The sequence below is a fragment of the Flavobacterium sp. C3NV genome, from assembly GCF_046825355.2.
Lineage (GTDB): Bacteria > Bacteroidota > Bacteroidia > Flavobacteriales > Flavobacteriaceae > Flavobacterium.
Map to the genome: position 1 here is coordinate 1 of NZ_JBKQBJ020000009.1, position 18,001 is coordinate 18,001.

12 protein-coding genes are annotated in these 18,001 nt (G+C 33.9%); 4 read left to right on the forward strand and 8 right to left on the reverse strand.

Annotated features, from left to right (window positions below; all coding sequences use genetic code 11):
- Positions 1-201 precede the first annotated feature (201 nt).
- The 8 genes from ACIDC4_RS13910 to ACIDC4_RS13945 form a co-directional block, all read right to left on the reverse strand.
- Positions 202-528, reverse strand: a complete 327-nt coding sequence (locus tag ACIDC4_RS13910) for a hypothetical protein (protein WP_412045101.1) — start codon at positions 526-528, stop codon at positions 202-204.
- Between the two features lie 199 nt (positions 529-727).
- Positions 728-1,132: a hypothetical protein gene (locus ACIDC4_RS13915; protein ID WP_412045102.1), complete on the reverse strand. Its 405-nt coding sequence runs from the start codon at positions 1,130-1,132 to the stop codon at positions 728-730.
- A gap of 307 nt (positions 1,133-1,439) precedes the next feature.
- Positions 1,440-2,006, reverse strand: a complete 567-nt coding sequence (locus tag ACIDC4_RS13920) for a hypothetical protein (RefSeq protein WP_412045103.1) — start codon at positions 2,004-2,006, stop codon at positions 1,440-1,442.
- The gene (locus tag ACIDC4_RS13925) at positions 2,003-8,755 is read right to left on the reverse strand and encodes an RHS repeat-associated core domain-containing protein (RefSeq protein WP_412045104.1); all 6,753 of its coding nucleotides are present in this window, start codon (positions 8,753-8,755) and stop codon (positions 2,003-2,005) included. Before ACIDC4_RS13925 ends, ACIDC4_RS13920 begins: the two co-directional genes overlap by 4 nt.
- Positions 8,756-8,760: 5 nt before the next feature.
- Positions 8,761-9,216, reverse strand: a complete 456-nt coding sequence (locus ACIDC4_RS13930) for a T9SS type A sorting domain-containing protein (protein ID WP_412045105.1) — start codon at positions 9,214-9,216, stop codon at positions 8,761-8,763.
- A 139-nt stretch (positions 9,217-9,355) separates the two neighbouring features.
- On the reverse strand, positions 9,356-11,206 hold the full coding sequence (gene glmS / locus ACIDC4_RS13935; protein ID WP_412045106.1) for a glutamine--fructose-6-phosphate transaminase (isomerizing): 1,851 nt from the start codon (positions 11,204-11,206) through the stop codon (positions 9,356-9,358).
- A 9-nt stretch (positions 11,207-11,215) separates the two neighbouring features.
- Complete coding sequence (gene bamH, locus ACIDC4_RS13940) at positions 11,216-12,916, reverse strand: BamH family beta-barrel-assembly machinery protein (RefSeq protein ID WP_412045107.1); 1,701 nt, start codon at positions 12,914-12,916, stop codon at positions 11,216-11,218.
- A 21-nt stretch (positions 12,917-12,937) separates the two neighbouring features.
- A complete protein-coding gene (locus tag ACIDC4_RS13945; RefSeq protein WP_056248169.1) occupies positions 12,938-13,744 on the reverse strand; it encodes a glycogen/starch synthase in 807 nt (268 codons plus the stop codon).
- A gap of 78 nt (positions 13,745-13,822) precedes the next feature.
- Between ACIDC4_RS13945 and panC the strand changes: the two genes are divergently transcribed.
- From panC to radA, 4 genes are all read left to right on the forward strand, one after another.
- Positions 13,823-14,701, forward strand: coding sequence for a pantoate--beta-alanine ligase (gene panC, locus ACIDC4_RS13950; protein ID WP_412045108.1), 879 nt, complete (start codon positions 13,823-13,825; stop codon positions 14,699-14,701).
- 14 nt (positions 14,702-14,715) lie between these two features.
- Positions 14,716-15,066 carry an aspartate 1-decarboxylase gene (panD, locus tag ACIDC4_RS13955; protein ID WP_026727479.1) on the forward strand — a complete coding sequence of 117 codons (351 nt, stop codon included), beginning with the start codon at positions 14,716-14,718 and terminating at the stop codon, positions 15,064-15,066.
- Between the two features lie 409 nt (positions 15,067-15,475).
- Positions 15,476-16,630 carry an alpha/beta hydrolase gene (locus ACIDC4_RS13960; protein WP_412045109.1) on the forward strand — a complete coding sequence of 385 codons (1,155 nt, stop codon included), beginning with the start codon at positions 15,476-15,478 and terminating at the stop codon, positions 16,628-16,630.
- Positions 16,630-17,991: a DNA repair protein RadA gene (radA, locus tag ACIDC4_RS13965; protein ID WP_412045110.1), complete on the forward strand. Its 1,362-nt coding sequence runs from the start codon at positions 16,630-16,632 to the stop codon at positions 17,989-17,991. The genes ACIDC4_RS13960 and radA overlap by 1 nt, the downstream gene beginning before the upstream one ends.
- Positions 17,992-18,001: the final 10 nt, after the last annotated feature.

An 18,001-nucleotide genomic window follows, 5' to 3' on the forward strand; every position in this document is an offset into this window, starting at 1 on the left:
ATTAATTTTAGCTCCAGTTTTCCTTCTTTACAAGATATCAATAAAGTAAATAGTAGAACTATTAGAATATTATTTTTCATTTCAATTATCTTTGAATATTATAAAAAAATCTAGGATAAATCTTATCCTAGATTTTTTAATCTCTATTTATTTCCATTTTAAAATATCACTCAAATCCAGAAGTGTTTAACTTTCTGCTATTTAAAATCTAATTTTCTGATAGTTTCTATTTAATAAAACTGGCTTTCCTACAGAGAGAACTTGCATTTTTTCGCAACTAAATTCGATACTCTCATCTTCATAATCTTGAATATAAAAATTTATTTGTTCCAGCCCATCTTCAGAAACATCTACAATATCAAAACCTGATACAAAATGCAATCCCGAACCACTAAAATTAAATTTTACATTTTTTACATTTTCAAAACTAAGTATAAGTTCAATAAAACTTTGATTTAAATCTGGCCACATTACTCTGTTATCTCGTGATTGAAAATAGCAACTTACTTTTAAACCATTTGATTCCACCGCATCTCATTTATATAATATATCACTTGGTTTCCAATGACTATTTTTATCTATAATATCTTCCAATTTATTTATGCTTTTTATAACTTTTTTTTAAGTTAGATACCTTTCTCTTCCAAAACTCGACCGTATAGCGTGAATTTGCAATCCGAGCAATTGGGGGCGCGGAAGCTGAGGAACACTTCATAGAGCTGAGTAACTATGTTCCTCTTATAAGTTCCTTAAAATTTTTGGCTTTTTTAATATTTTCTACCCACTTTAATTTATAGTCGTTTACTTCAAGATCACTTATTCGAGTTAACATGAGATCTCTCAAATCATCCAAATTAACTGTTTCATCCAATACTTCAAATATCATTTCATATTTAGATTTTACAAAAAAAGTCCTCCAGTTGCACTTTCTTTTTTCAAGTCTAATAATTTTATAAATAGCTCCTTTACTGTCAATAATCTTATGACTTAACCTTAGTTTCTCAAACAAATCATAAGATTTATTACAAAAGTAAACATCATAAAATATTATTTCGCTTACATTTTCCAGATTCCATTCATTTATCGAAATATCTAAAACAGGAAAAATGATTTTATTAATATGATCTTTCATAGATCTTTATTGTTGTTTGATCCCGCGCTCACGTACGAATCTTTTCGTGTGGCGCGATCTACTTAAACAACCAGCCAACCCACAACAGCAAAACTTATAAAATATAAGCCTTCAGGATTATGGAATTTATAATTTCTGCTCATTTTTTAAATATTAAAATCGATATTCTGAACCTTAATCAGCATGCCGCCACACGAAAGGATTGGTGCGGGAGCGGGGCGAAGTCAGAGACATTCGCACAGCAACTATGATGAAGAACTTCGCAGAGCGGGATAATTTGAAAACTGACTGTTACCTGTATTTTTTATTACTTTATTATTAACCAGTCTATTATTGTTTTTTTATCATTATCTATGACAACTCCAATCGAATATCCATGATAAATATTTTGATTAGATTTAAAATATTTATCATATTTCTCTTTTAAATAAATACCTTTCATTTCATTTTTTATGAAAAAAAAAATGTTTTTACTTAAATAATTCTTTGGGATAATTAAGCTATCGTTAACATTGGGCAATATTTTTTCATTACATAGATTACAACTATTAATATTTTCATTAGGAATGTATTTGATACAGTTATCTCTTGATGGAATAATTTCTTTGTACTCTTTTTGAATTTTTAGAACCTTTTTATCGTACTCATCTTTTGAATAACTTTTTCCAATAAAAACACCGCAAAATCCTTCTGCTTCTATAGAATAAGGATACCTAATATGCATGATATCGCTTTCGTTTATTTGTTTATCATTTATTAGAAATTGAGAATTAACTTCAGCAGATATCTCATTAGAAAAATCTCTATAGGCATTAATTTTTCTTGAATCATTACATCCAAATAATATTAAGAATATAAAATAGTACTTTTTCATTTTAAAAGATATAAATATTTTGATAAATTCCCTCCAGGGTATGATTGTTCACTTCTATGAATAGTCTCAAAAGTTGCAGAAGGATATAAAAATCCCCCCATACCTTTCATAAAGTTCGAAAACCAGCTATTGGTATATTCGAAGGTTTTATAGAAGATTTGTTTAGTGGTACTTAACCCAAAGTCCACATCTAATATTTTTGAAGAAGCAGTAGATCTAAATAAATTTTTTTCCAAAACCCACTTTGTTTTACCCCATATCTCTGTTCGATACGTATTTTTTACCGTTACTGTTCCTGAGGGAGTTACTGCACTTACTGCAGTCTGCTGAACCTCCTCCACTATAGCATCTTCAGGAACTTTAATATACTTTTCTTTTTGCTTTTCAGATAGCGTTTCATATTCATCATCAAATATGCTATAATCTCCTATCTTATGCATTGCATGATTCAATGCACTCACCACAAGACCAGTAGCAGCACCCTGCCAGAAATTACCTCCAGTAAGCGCAGCACCAGCACCACCAGAAACAGTACCAAAGGCAATCATACCTACTCCGCTACTTGCAAAATTACCCCCTAGACCACTCATACCCGTATTAGGTATAGCAACACCGTTACTACCTGCTTCGGTCATACTTGATCCTCCACTCCATGCACTAGCAGCCATACTACTCAATGCCCCAGCTGCAAAACCACTCCAGAACTTACCACCTGAAATTGCCGTCATACCTCCCTGAAAAGTACCGTGTGCCGCCGCACTAAAAGCGGCCTGCGAATAAAAATTAGCAAATAAATTGCCTGCAGCTGTCCCAATACCAAATGTTACTGCTGAACTTGCCGCACCTATAAAGGTTGCTTTAAGTAACCCACCTACAGTAAAAGGAACATCGGCTACTAATGCCGTTATAGTATATGTTAACGCAGCTATAGCTGCCCCTATACCTATTACAGCACCAATAACAATTTCACCACTTGGATCCGTATATTTTAATGGGTTGTTTAATACATACCCATAACGGTTATAGTTTTGCGTATTAGCAGCATCCTGAATAAAATTATCCGGTTGCAGAAAGCGGTGCAGTTTTGGGTCATACAAACGTCCGTTCATGTTTATAAGTCCTATACTCTGCAAATGTTCGTGACCTGTGTAGCCACGATCTAAAACCGTTAAACCTTCCAGATCTGTACCAGCTCCGTTTTGTACTTTTAATATGGCTCCCCAGGCATCAAATAATCGTTTTTCGACTATTGTTCCTGTATTATCAGTAATAGCTAGTATCGTGCCCTGATAATCTCTATGTAAATATAAATAATTTTGTGTTGTGCCGTCACTCTTCATTAGCAAAGGAGCACTATAACCATCACCGCCAATATAAGTTATAAACTCTATTGCTCCGGTTGTTCTGTTTTCTTTAATCTCCATAGTACCATCGCCAGAATAATGTTTGCGAAGTGGTCGAAGTAATTTTTCTTCCTGCGAGCCTCCGTAAAACATCGTACTGCGATCGTTGCCGTCATTATAAGTAAAATTTAAATAATCGATTAAATTTCCGTCGCGTCCCACTTCTTTAATGGTAACCGGGCTTTTAAATGTATTATAAACAATATCCAATTCGAGTCTTGAAGAAATATTTGCTCCTGCTCCCCTGTTTTGGTAGTAGCTTAAAGTCTCAGGAGTTGTAGTGATCGAATTATTTTGATATACTTTTCCACTTACTGTATAATTATAAGTTCCTACATTATTTTGAGCAATTCTTCCCTTTACATCATAAGTCTGTGTTTCCTTTTGCGCCTGTGCATTATTATAGGTTAATAATCTGTCTAATTCATCATAATCAAAACTTTCATTCCAATTGAACAGGTTATTTGTTCTGTTTTTCAAATTCCCTCTTTTGGGCTCAAAAGCTGTTATCAAAGTCATTACATTACCAGGATTTGTAACGGTTCTGTCAAATTTAAATTGAGACGCATAACCATATTGATCATAATTATTGGTGATCGCAATGCCGTTTCCTAAAGTTGCACCGGTAAGCTGTCCTCTTTCATTTGATGCATTAGTCTGCCATAACACCTTTTGGGTATCATCGTCTACAAGCTGCCATGCAAAACCATTTTGATAGGTATGCTTTATTTTTTTTGAGCTTGATTTCACTAAATCTGCTGTAGATGCTATTGACTTTTCTGTTAAAGCACGACCATAAGTGTCATATGTGAGCTCTTTTGTAAAAATGGCGTAAGGTGTATTTTCTGTTGTTTTAATGACCCTATTATACTTATCATACTCAAATGTGTTGTTTATTGCACTGCCGTCCTGATTGTTGACAAATGAACTGCCGGTTATTAAGTTTACAGCATTATATGTATAAGTTGTTTTACTGCTGGTATTATTACTGCCTGCAATTGTTTTCTCTGTTGTTCTTCCATAATTATCATATTCATAAGCTGTAGTACCATTTGGTGTGGTTTCTTTTTTAATTTGCCCAAAAGCATCATATGAGTACGTATAGGTACCAGCACTAGGGTCTGTCATGGCTATTTTATTGCCCCAGCCGTCTATAGAAATCGTTACTATGTTCCCCTGATAATCTGATTCTTTAAGCTGTCCGTTGGCATAATAAATAAAATTAACCGAACCACCCGGATCTGTGGTTTGCGTTTTATTACCTAAAGCATCTACAGTTGCAGTAGTAATCTTACCATCATCATCGCTTTTAGTCATAAGCCCGTTATATTCTAATTTTTGAATTTTACCCGTATATGCTGTTATTGTTTTTGGGCGCATTAAATAATCATACTCATAAGTAGTCCATTGGCTTGGAGATGAAAAATAAGGCTCGCTTTCTTTAGTTTTTCTTCCTAGTCCGTCATACACTACTTGTTTAGAGATTAAAGTACCTGCTGTAAAACCTTTTGTTGTAGAGACTACTGTTCTTGCCAAAACATCATATCGGGTAATGGTTTTACCTTCTGTATTGTTTGTTGTAGTAGTGGTGTAACCTCCATCAGATAATTTTGTATAAACGATAGTACTTGTCAAAGGTGTATCGGCAACATTTTGTGTAGTTGTATTGGTAAGTTTTCCCCAATTATCATAAACATAATCATTAACTACTCCCAAATAATCTGTTGATTTTGTAACCTGACCTAAGTTATTATAAACAAAATTTGTAACGAACTTTTGATGGTCTGTTTTTTTAATCACGAAACGTTTCGTAGTATCATACTCATCTATAATAGTTCTTGGTACAGGCGGAGTTGGAGCTGCTGGAGCGCTCACTGTTTTGGTTAATAAATTACCCAATGCATCATAAGTCATATCTTCAATAATCGGATAGGTATTATGCCCTTTTTTCTCGGTTTTGGTTAAGTTTGTTCCCGTATAAGTATAAATTTCTTCAGCTGATCTTATATCGCCTGTATAGATATGGGTTGAAGTATTTACTTTTCTAGGACGCCCTATATAGTAAGCACTACCCGTTCCGGCTGGATTACTGTCATATTGTGTATCAACAGTGGTCGTACCCTGTACTGCACCTCCATAATATTGTTTAGAAACACTTCTAACTTCTAAGCCATAATAATTATTGCTGTCTGCATTACCATCATAAGTATAAATCGTCTCCGATTTTACATTCGTCAGATGATCCTGAACCGTTTGTTTGGTAAGTAAAACATTGTAAACACTACTATTTAAATTTGGCGCATCTGTACTCTGTGATGTAGCTTTGGGAGATGCTGTAAAAATACTGTTATTGGCACCACTTGCAATAAATCCATCTTTTAAAATTATCTGAGGTGCTTGATAATGGACCGCAGCATCATCATTAATTTTTGACGATGCCGTTATAGAATTACCTGCTTTATAAGTTTGACCGGAAGTTACTGGGCTAGTAATAGTAATATTATCAATAACAGAACTAGAATAAACAGCATCACCTCCTCCTTTTGTGTAAGTCGCAAAAACATTGGTTTTGGTACTTAACAAATTACCTGGTATATCATTAAAAACTGTATTTCCTGCTGTACTAGTCCAGGTTATAGTGTTTGCACCACGAAGTGCAACATCATTGTACTGTGTTGTCCATATTTTTGCATCAGAATCTTTTAGATACCAACTGCTTCTTGTATTTTTGATAAAACCAACTGTTCCGTAATTATAATTGGATACAAATCCTCTGTATCTAAAATCCTGATATTTCGAAACTCCGTTTATTGTAGCAGTCAGTTTAGAAACCAGAGAACTGTTTGGATTTTTGATGATTTCTATATTGGGATAACTGACACTGTTAGCAGATGAATAAAAATCAAATTCTCCATTACTCTGACCAATGTCTGCAGCTTCCATTGCTTTATATTCAATAGTCTGTTTGATATTGCCACTAGATTCTTCTACAGACAGTAATCTGTTTTCGGCATCAACATTTTTATTGAACTGATAATACTCTATCACATTTCTATGACCTCTAACTACAATAAGGTCTGTATTAGATCCATTATATTTATAATTAGAAGCTACAGGAATAGGGATATCTGGTGAACCAGAATCAAAAGTAGTTGAATCATATGTTTGTACAAAACCTGACGCTCCCACTTTGCCAATATTATTTGTAAAAGCCGTTACCTGCCATTGCGTATTATGGTCATTTATTGTCCATTTTGGCTTGTAATATTTTCGCCATACTCGTACCAGATCAGATTTTCCATCACCATTAATATCTATAGCATAATAATTACTAAGATGAACCTGTGTATCATAGTACTTTCCTGTATTTGGCCAATACTCTACAATGTTATGCGATTCCTTTGTGAAAAATTCTCCTCCGGCCGGATTAGGATTACCATAATAAATATGCCATTGAATTTGGTTTTTTCCTCCTTCAGAATCCGGTAGCATAACATCTGTTTTTCCATCCCCGTTAAAATCTCCAAAAAGTATTTGTTTTGTAACAGAATATCTATCTATTGTTCCAGAGCCAATTACTTCCAATTCAATCCATGGAGCAGTTAAAAGCTGTTTAAAGCCTACTACTTTATATTTTCCATCTTTATTTACTATTAAAATATCTGACTTCCCATCTCCATTAAAATCAGCAATATATCTTTGGTCTCCTTGTAAAACTGAACTGTCCTGAAATTTCACATAACCGCTTGAACCCAAAGTTGAAGATGCATTAGGGTCAAGATTTAATAAGGAGAATTCTTTATTTGAATCTGATCCTGTAAAAATAGTATAAGTTCCTGGGTAATTGGTTGTATACCTTACACCTTCATCTGTATAATTAAAATATGTTTGCCCTGATATAGATTCAGAGTAGCAATATTCATTTATAGTACTTTCAATCAATACTTCACTAATACCATCTCCATTAAAATCTCCTTCCAGATAAATATTTGAACTTTTATATTTTGGATAATCTACTTCTTGATAATAGGGCTTATAACCCAAGCTCTCTTCTATATAAGTATCTAGTGATGGCTTCCTCGAGATGCTATTGTCAAAAGCAATTATTTTAGTCTGATTTACTTTAGCATTTCCAGAAGAAACATTAAATACTGTAAACTCAACATTAGTAGTAGTTTCAGTTGCACTAACAATAGATTGAAACTGATTTACTTTGTTATTAAGCAAAGTGGTAGCAGAAAAAAATTGTCTTTTATTAGCGGTAAAAGGTAATTTTATAGGAGTATCCGTTTTTGTTCCATTAAATAAATTAGTAAAAAGCTCACTTCCTGCAACAAAATCTAATCTTCCGTCTCCGTCGAAATCACCAGCAATATCAGTTTTGTCAAAAGCCAAATTATTGGTATATGTCTTTTCTGTTCTTTCCTGATCTCTTTTAACAGGACTATAAGTAAAAACTACTGGATTTGACTCTTCATTTTGAGCGTTTATTTCTGTTATTTTTTCTACACGCTCATAGCCCAATTCTTTATCCTCTATATGTGAAAGCCTATAAGTTCTAAAAATACCGTTGTTAGCATACACCTTTATATCTTGTAATATTTGGGTAGCATAAACAGGTACCCCTTTTAGATAATCTTTTTCAATACGTTTTGAATTTTTATAACTAAAACTAATCTTATTCTGAGCAGCAATTCCTGCTGTCATATTACCGCTAAAAATAATATTATCCATATACAACTGATTTATACCAGCATATGTAACTGTTTTATAATTATAATCTATAAAATTGGCATTTACATCCTCATAATGAACGATATACCAAGAGTTAAGAGAAACGGAATTTTGTAAGCTACCGGCACCTTTTGAGCCATACCAACTTCTGGATCCATCTGGTGCTGTTACAATAAAATATATAGTTGTACCTTCTATTTTTAACTCAATTCTAGTATTGCTTTTGTATTCTGTTTCATAAGTAGAACCACTTGCCCAATATGTTCCTGTTTTTATTAGTAGACGCTGACCATCTAGTGCCAACTTATCATTATCATCAAAATCAACTCCATCAACAAAACCATCAATATCACGACGTGTAGCGATACGACTAATTGTCGAAATACTATTTATACTCCAACCTTGTCCCGCAATACCACCTCTTACTCCACTATTGTAGGTAAGATTAATTATTGGCGCAACATTCTTAATACTTGGCGGAGTAGCTATTGGCAAGGTATAAATAGCTGATCCCGAACTGGAAATTTGTAATTCTCCTTTAGTATCTGTAAAATTTTGAGAAAAAGAAAAATAACTTATTAAAAACAAAATAAAAAAATAAAACTTTCTCATGACTCTTATTGTTTGATTATTTTAATAGATTTCTCGCCTCCGTCTTTATACGAAAGCAAAACAAGATAAACTCCTGTAGGATAACTTTGAAAAGGGATGTTCAGATTATTCATTGTCGCATTTCCTGGATAGGTTCTAAGAATTTGACCTGTCAAAGAATAAACATGAATTAAAGTGACATAATTATCCTGAGTCAATTGCCATTGCAAATACAACTCTTCTTTTACAGGGTTGGGATAATATGAGATAACATCCTGCGGAGAAAATTTTAATAAGTCATCATCTTTTAGTGCCTCAATTTCTTTTATATCTTCTACGCGTTTTGCAGATACAGAACAACCAGACAAACACAAAACTCTTTCGACCTGATTTCCCGCCTGATCATAATTAAAAGTTAGCTTTTGTTGTGCATTTGCTGAGAAGCAAAACTGAAATAAAATGATAAGTAAACATCTTTTCATAATACTGATTTTAAAACATTTCCTACAAATATATATTTATATTTTAAATCTTACAAAATTTATGTTAATAAAAAATTATAACCACAAAAAAAGCGAGACTCCCGTCTCGCTTTTTTAAATATTTATATTGAAATAAAATCTATTCTACAGTAACTGATTTTGCTAAGTTACGTGGCTGATCTACATTACAACCTCTCATTACTGCTATATAATAAGACAGCAACTGTAAAGGTATTGTTGTAATTAATGGAGACAACGCATCTGAAGTTTCAGGAATCTCAATAACATAATCAGCTAACTCACGAACCTGAGTATCACCTTTAGTTACTACAGCGATGATTTTACCGCTTCTTGATTTAATTTCCTGAATGTTACTTACAATTTTATCGTAGTGACCTTGTTTTGGTGCAATTACAATAACCGGCATATGCTCGTCGATCAAAGCAATTGGACCGTGTTTCATTTCTGCAGCAGGATAACCTTCGGCATGAATGTACGAGATCTCTTTAAGCTTTAAAGCTCCTTCTAATGCTACCGGAAAATTATATCCACGACCTAAGTACAAACAGTTTGGCGCATCTTTAAATATTGCTGCAATTTCTTTTGCTCTGTCGTTTGTTTGTAATGCCTCTGCTACTTTTTCAGGAATTATTTCCAATTCTTGTAAGTACGTACGGTAATCAGTATTCGACAAAGTTCCTTTAGCTTTACCTAATCGCAAAGCGATCATGGTTAAAACAGTAATTTGAGTTGTAAATGCCTTTGTAGAAGCTACTCCAATTTCTGGTCCTGCGTGCGTATAAGCACCAGCATGGCTTTCTCTTGAAATAGACGATCCCACCACATTACAAACTCCAAATACAAAAGCTCCGTTTTCTTTAGCCAATTTTATAGCTGCCATTGTATCAGCCGTTTCTCCAGATTGAGAAATAGCAATTACAACATCATCTTTATTGATAATTGGGTTTCTGTATCTAAACTCAGAAGCGTATTCTACCTCAACAGGAATACGTGTAAATTCTTCAAAAATATATTCCGCTACTAAACCTGCGTGCCATGAAGTACCGCACGCTACAATTAGAATACGTTTTGCGTTTAAGAATTTTTCTAAGTTATCCTCAACACCTGCCATCTGAACAATTCCTTCATTCGCATGAAGCCTTCCTCTGTAAGTATCTTTTATAACACTTGGCTGTTCGTAGATTTCTTTCAGCATGAAATGATCATAACCACCTTTTTCAATTTGCTCCAAATTCATTTGAAGCTCCTGGATATAAGGATCTACTAAAGAGTCATCTTTAATTTTTCTAACTTTAAGAGGCTTGTGCAATCTAATGTTTGCCATTTCACCATCTTCAAGATAAATGGCATTCGAAGTATATTCAATAAAAGGCGAAGCATCAGAAGCAATAAAATATTCTCCTTCTCCAACACCAATAGCCAATGGACTACCTAATCTTGCAGCAACTATTTCGTTTGGATTTTTCTTATCAAAAACAGCAATTGCATACGCTCCTACTACCTGATTTAAAGCAATTTGAACTGCTTTACCCAATTTTATTCCTTCTTTTTTCTGAACTTCTTCAATCAAATTGACTAAAACTTCAGTATCTGTATCAGACTTAAAAGTATATCCTCTTTTGATTAATTCCTCTTTAAGCGGCGCATAATTCTCAATGATTCCATTATGAATAATAACCAACTCACCTGAATTAGAAAGATGAGGATGTGAGTTTACATCGTTTGGAACACCATGTGTTGCCCAACGTGTATGCCCAATTCCTATAGTTCCGTTTGTAGTAAAATTATCTTTTGCTTTAGCTTCAAGATCTAAAACTTTACCTTTTGTTTTACAAACTTTTATACCTGTTTCAGCATCATATAACATGACACCCGCACTATCATATCCTCTGTATTCGAGTCGCTTTAATCCTTTTATAATAATAGGATAGGCATCTCTATGCCCGATATATCCAACAATTCCACACATATATTCTTATTAATTTGGTTTCGTGTAGTACACTTGCAATTGAAGTCTTTTCGCATAGTTAGCATCTGTTGAAGGAATATTTCCTCCAAACAATACCGTTCCTAGCGGACTCATAATTGAAGCTCTCGGTACTTCTGAAAAATAGTCATTTGGATTAGCCGGATCAATTAAAATTCTGTTTTTTAATTTACCTGAAGTTATGGTGTTTATATCTCCCGTTACTACCAATCCTAATTTCACATTTTTTACAGTCGCATCTTTTATTAAATTACGAACATGGCTCGTTAATCTAATTTTGTACGTTGTACCTCTCTTTGTAGTAGCGTCTACATTAATTATACCACTATAGACGATTTTATTATTAATACCATCAGTAGATCCGTCTGTACTAAAATCTACAATTGGTATATTATTTACTAAATCATACAAGTAAATTCTTTTTGGCTCCCAAACTCCGGTCATTTTAGCTGCATCAATAGAGAAAACTAAATTAGCCTCATTGGCCAGCCATTTTTTATACTTCACATTATTTCTAATTTCATCTAATTGATCTGAAACACCATTAGGAGTATTCACTACATTCCCCTGATCATCGTAACTTATTAAATCAGTTTTACCGAATAATTCAATTACCGCAAGCGACCCCTGACCTCCTCTTAAATAAAGACGATCATCTCCTGCATTTTTATTAGGATTCGTTACCGCAGCAGCATAAGCAGGATCTTTAACATCATTATATAAACCGGCCGCAGCTCCGCTTAGATTAATAACCAATGTTTTATCTTCCGTTGTAGCATCATCATCTGTAGTTACAGCTGTTTTTGCCTTGTACCTGATCGTGATTTTAGCATTGCTACCTTGTTTGAAAAAATTCAATAATGCGAGATTCGTCGGGTTACTTCCAGATTTCTCTACTTTAAAATACAATCCTCTAAAATATTCCTGAAAAACTGTTGTAGAAGAAAGCTTTGATGCCGGCGCATTAAGAATTTTATCTTGAAAAAATTGTTTATTTAGTTTTAAACGCATTTCAGGAGCAGTATAAGTGTAATTATACTTTTTTACCGCAGCATTAGCATCTACTACCGTTGAATCTTGTTTCTGTTGAATGTTACTAAAAAAGAATGCATCGTTTTGTGACGGATCCGTAGCATCATTTAATCGATTACCCGGCGGAATTATATTTCCAAAAAAATCAGCATCCTGATCTGTATAATACAATTGAGCAAATTGAGAACCGCCATCTATATACGAAGAACGCATTTGAACACCAGACTCGTAAACACTCAATTTAAGTTTCCCACTTTTATCTCCATAAATAGAGTCTAATGCATAATAATTCCCTCCGTCAGGATTTGCCCCTGTCGCATGACTAAAATAAGGTACACTAAGCACTACGCTTTCGATTACAGGTGATTCACCAATAGTTGGCGCATTGGTTTCTAAAGCAACCTGACTTACAAAATTTGCCGTAGTCGTTCCAAAAACCGCGTTATCATATATACCCAAACCATTAAGTGTCAATCCGTTTGACTGAACTGGAGTTACTTCCTGATTATAAGCTAAAACATCATATTCTGTATGTTCCAGACCAAAATGATCGTCTCCGATTAAACCCTCACCTATTTCATTAAAATCTTTATCACAAGAATATAAAAGGACAACAGTTGCTACTAATAGAATTTTCTTAATAAAAGAAGTATTATACATGTTTAATAATAATGTTAAAATTTAAAGACCCATTGTTTTATAGAAATTTGTATACGCTTCAGCGAATGCATCTTTCGTGGCGAAAGGTAAAAAAGGTTTTCCTGAAGATTCTATAAATTTTGTTAAACTTGGGGATACGTTTTCAGATGCGATAATTACAGCATCAGAGTGTAATATGCTAGCTTTTAGAACATTTTCATAGTTTGGCGTTTCTAAATCAGAAATTGCTTCATGAGGAACTCCATCAAATTTCACCTTATTTATCATTTCTAAATCCAGATTTTCATCAAAAGACTGTCCGTAAACAGAAGTAACTATTTTGGTTTCAGAAAATAAAGCTTCATTTTTATAATAGTGCTTCATGTAAATTGGCAACATTGCAGCCAGCCAACCATGCACGTGAATGATATCCGGAACCCAATTTAGCTTTTTCACCGTTTCAACAACTCCTTTAGCAAAAAATATTGCTCTTTCGTCGTTATCAGGATACAAAACTCCTTCTTCGTCAGCAAAGGTTGCTTTACGTTTAAAATATTCATCGTTATCAATAAAATAAACCTGAATTCTCTCTTTTGGAATCGAAGCCACCTTGATAATCAATGGCATATCTAAGTCATTCACTACCAAATTCATTCCTGAAAGTCTAATAACTTCATGTAACTGGTGTCTTCTTTCGTTGATATTTCCATATCTTGGCATGAAAATTCTTATCTGACCTCCTTGATCGTTGATCATTTTTGGAACGTCATAAGACATTAAAGAAACCTCATTTTCAGCCAAATAAGGCACGACTTCAGATGATACATATAATATCCTCTTATCTTTCATAATAGTATTTTACTTAATTTTTGGTAATAAAAACGTTGCAAAATTACAAAAATTTATGCAGTTTATAACTAATATATTATGTTTGCACTAAATTTTAATAATACTGCCATGCATATTTTCTACGGTAAAGTAGCTTTGATAGCTTATTTAAAAACTATCAAAACCGCAAATTCAACCATCGGATTTGTACCAACAATGGGCGCTTTACACCAAGGTCATCTGGCGTTAATGCAAAGATCAATAAAAGAAAACGACGATACCGTTGTAAGTATTTTCGTTAACCCAACGCAATTTAACAACCCGGAAGATCTCGAAAAATATCCAAGAACACTTGAAGAAGACGTAAAAAAAATGCGCAATTTAAGTGACAAAATGATTCTTTACGCTCCAACTGTAGATGATATTTACGAAGGACATACTATATCACAATCTTTTGACTTTGACGGACTGGAAAATCAAATGGAAGGCAAGTTTAGGCCAGGACATTTTAACGGAGTTGGAACAATAGTAAAACGTTTGTTCGAAATTGTAACGCCAACTAATGCTTATTTTGGAGAAAAAGATTTCCAGCAATTGCAGATCGTTAAAAAAATGGTCGAAAAAACACATTTACCGGTAAATGTTGTGGGTTGTCCAATTTTTAGAGAAGATAACCAATTGGCAATGAGTTCACGTAATGAACGTTTAACTCCCGAAGAAAGAAAAGAAGCTTCTATTATATATAAAGTTTTAACCGAAGCAAAAGAAATATTTCAAAATGGAACTCCCGAAGAAACGATTCAATTTGTCGAAAATTCTTTCAAAGACAATGAGCGTTTTGAGCTGGAATATTTTGTAATTGCTGACGAATCTACATTATTACCTATCGATCATAAAAGTAAAGACAAAAACTACCGTGCATTTATAGCAGTATTTGTTAATTCTATAAGGTTGATTGACACCATTTCATTAAATTAATTTACCTTTGCAACATGCAAATTCAAGTTATAAAATCTAAAATTCATCGAGTAAAAGTAACTGGAGCTGATTTAAATTATATTGGCAGTATTACTATTGATGAAACTTTACTGGAAGCCTCAAACATTATTGAAGGTGAAAAAGTATCTATTGTGAACATTAATAATGGCGAACGCTTTGAAACTTACGCTATAAAAGGAGAGAAAAATTCGGGCGAAATTACCCTGAACGGACCTGCTGCAAGAAAAGTTCAAAAAGACGACATCATTATCATTATATCCTATGCAACCCTGGAATTTGAAGAGGCTAAAACCTTCAAACCATGGATCATTTTCCCTAATGAAAACGATAATTCGCTAACCTAAGCTTTCCTTTTACACATTATTCAACTTTAGTTTGTCAAATTTACTTTTGTGCAAACGATATTTTATTGGCTGAATTCAATTTTTGATTTTAAAGAATAAATAAAACTTTCTGGAGTGATAAAAAAATAAGAATAAATTTACCGCAGAGCGCACAAAGTTTTTACTGTAAGGGGTTTATAAAAAACACAAAGTTCACAAAGCTAAGTCAATACAAAGCTTTGTGAACTTTGTGTTTTCTGAAGATATTATTAAATAAAATCTTAGTGTATTTTGCGGTTAAAATAATTATTCTTTACAAACCTGAATTTACATTGCTATTTTAAAAATCCTACAATAATAAAAAAGCAAATAAAGTATTATATTGCTACACTATTTCAATACTTTTTAATTCACTGAAATGCCCCAAATCATGAAAAAAGTTTACTTACTGCTTACCTTAATTTCTTTTTCTGTCTTTTCGCAGAAAACATTCGACAACATCAAATCTGAAAAACTTGGTGTAGAAAGAAGAATAACGATTGGACTTCCTGAATCCTACGAAGCCAATCCCGAAAAAAAATATCCTGTTTTATACTTATTAGATGGAGATTATTTATTTGATCCTTTCTCCGGAGCTTTAAGTTATGGTGCTTATTGGGGAGATTTACCCGAAGTTATTATAATTGGTGTTCATCAAAATAAAAATGACGAACGTGAAGATGACACAACCGTAGATCAAAATACCGGACTTCCTTTTGAAAAAGGAGCAGAATTTTTCGAATTTATTGGTGCCGAATTAGTGCCTTATATCGAAAAAAAATACCGTACATCACCGTTTAGAATTATTGCCGGTCATGATGTAACAGCAAGTTTTATTAACTTCTATCTGTATAAAGAAAAGCCTCTTTTTAATGCTTATATTTCTTTTAGCCCTGAATTGGCCAATAAAATGGAAGTTAGAATACCGGAAAAATTTGCCAAAATCACAGAACCTTTATTCTACTATTTGTCTGTAGCAGATGGAGACAACAAAAAGATCAAAGAGCCTATCGAAAAATTAGACAGTAATATTAAAATCGCTAATAATCCGTTAGTAAATTATAAGTACGATTTGTTTAAAGGCACAACACACTATACTGAGGTTTTGCACGCTATTCCAAGTGCTTTATACCAAATATTTGAAGTTTACAGACCAATTAATTCTGCGGAATACAATAATAAGATCGCCGTTCTTGAAACTGGTTATGCTGATTATCTGGAAAATAAATACAACGTAATGTCTAAAGTTTTGGGAGTTCAGATTCCGGTAAGAATGGGTGACTTTAAAATTATAGAAACCCTGATTTTGAAAAAGAATGCTTATGATGAATTAGGTAAAATGGCCGAAATTGGAAATGTAAATTATCCAAAAGCCATGTTAGGAGAATACGAATTAGGATTGATGTATGAAAAAATGGGAGATCCTAAAAGAGCTTCAAAAAAATATCAAAATGCTTCACAAATGGAGCCAATTGGCGATTTAAACAAAGATCTGATGTATGAGAAAATCGACCAGATGAAAACACTCGAAAAAACCGGTAAATAATGTCTAAAGTTAAAACTTCTTTTTTTTGCCAGAACTGCGGCACCCAATATGCCAAATGGCAAGGACAATGCAATGCCTGCAAAGAATGGAATACTATTGCTGAAGAAATCATTCAGAAGCAGGAAAAAGTAGCCTGGAAAAGCGAACCTACTCCAACTGGAAAGGCTCCCCGTCCATTAAAAATAAATGAGATTGAATCGACTCAGGAAATCCGTATGGATACTACTGATGGCGAATTGAATCGTGTTTTGGGTGGTGGAATTGTTCCCGGATCTTTGACCCTTTTGGGCGGTGAACCCGGAATTGGAAAAAGTACACTTTTGCTTCAGATATCATTAAAATTACCTTATAAAACTTTATATGTTTCGGGCGAAGAAAGTCAGAAACAAATAAAAATGCGTGCCGAAAGAATTACGCCAAACAGCGACAACTGCTATATTCTGACGGAAACGAAAACGCAGAATATCTTCAAACAAATTGAAGCCATTCAGCCTGAAATTGTCATTATCGACTCTATTCAGACTTTGCACACGGACTATATCGAATCAACGGCTGGAAGTATTTCTCAGATTAGAGAAACGACTGCCGAACTGATCAAATTTGCCAAAGAAACCAATATTCCGGTTATTTTAATCGGACATATTACGAAAGACGGAAACATCGCCGGACCAAAAATCCTGGAACATATGGTTGATACCGTTTTACAGTTTGAAGGCGATCGAAACCACGTTTACCGAATTTTACGTTCGCTAAAAAACCGTTTTGGTTCTACTGCCGAACTTGGAATTTATGAAATGTTAGGAAGTGGTTTACGCGAAGTCAGCAATCCGTCTGAAATATTGATTTCGCACAAAGACGAAGAAATGTCGGGGACGGCGATTGCTACAACTATGGAAGGCATGCGTCCGTTGATGATCGAAATACAATCGCTCGTAAGTACTGCAGTTTACGGAACGCCACAACGAAGCACAACTGGTTACAACGCCAAAAGGCTGAACATGATTTTGGCTGTTTTAGAAAAAAGAGCCGGATTTCGTTTAGGTGCAAAAGATGTCTTTTTGAACGTAACGGGAGGGATTTCTGTTGATGATCCCGCAATTGACCTCGCTGTTGTTGCCGCCATTTTATCTTCAAACGAAGATATTCCGGTAACAAAAGGATTCTGTTTTGCCGGCGAAGTTGGACTTTCGGGAGAAATTCGTCCTGTAAATCGTGTCGATCAAAGGATTCAGGAAGCCGAAAAATTAGGTTTCACTACTATTTTTGTATCGAAATATAATAAAATCGCCTTAAAAAATCCTGGAATCAAAATTGAACTTGTTGCCAAAATTGAAGACGTAGCCGGTATTTTATTTGGATAAAATCAAAAAA

Bases quoted from the DNA above. Each gene is read 5' to 3' on its own strand.
- ACIDC4_RS13925 (WP_412045104.1), bottom strand. From the start codon at position 8,755: ATGAGAAAGTTTTATTTTTTTATTTTGTTTTTAATAAGTTATTTTTCT.
- ACIDC4_RS13915 (WP_412045102.1), bottom strand. From the start codon at position 1,132: ATGAAAGATCATATTAATAAAATCATTTTTCCTGTTTTAGATATTTCG.
- panC (WP_412045108.1), top strand. From the start codon at position 13,823: ATGTTTGCACTAAATTTTAATAATACTGCCATGCATATTTTCTACGGT.
- bamH (WP_412045107.1), bottom strand. From the start codon at position 12,916: ATGTATAATACTTCTTTTATTAAGAAAATTCTATTAGTAGCAACTGTT.
- ACIDC4_RS13960 (WP_412045109.1), top strand. From the start codon at position 15,476: ATGAAAAAAGTTTACTTACTGCTTACCTTAATTTCTTTTTCTGTCTTT.
- panD (WP_026727479.1), top strand. From the start codon at position 14,716: ATGCAAATTCAAGTTATAAAATCTAAAATTCATCGAGTAAAAGTAACT.
- radA (WP_412045110.1), top strand. From the start codon at position 16,630: ATGTCTAAAGTTAAAACTTCTTTTTTTTGCCAGAACTGCGGCACCCAA.
- ACIDC4_RS13930 (WP_412045105.1), bottom strand. From the start codon at position 9,216: ATGAAAAGATGTTTACTTATCATTTTATTTCAGTTTTGCTTCTCAGCA.
- glmS (WP_412045106.1), bottom strand. From the start codon at position 11,206: ATGTGTGGAATTGTTGGATATATCGGGCATAGAGATGCCTATCCTATT.
- ACIDC4_RS13920 (WP_412045103.1), bottom strand. From the start codon at position 2,006: ATGAAAAAGTACTATTTTATATTCTTAATATTATTTGGATGTAATGAT.
- ACIDC4_RS13945 (WP_056248169.1), bottom strand. From the start codon at position 13,744: ATGAAAGATAAGAGGATATTATATGTATCATCTGAAGTCGTGCCTTAT.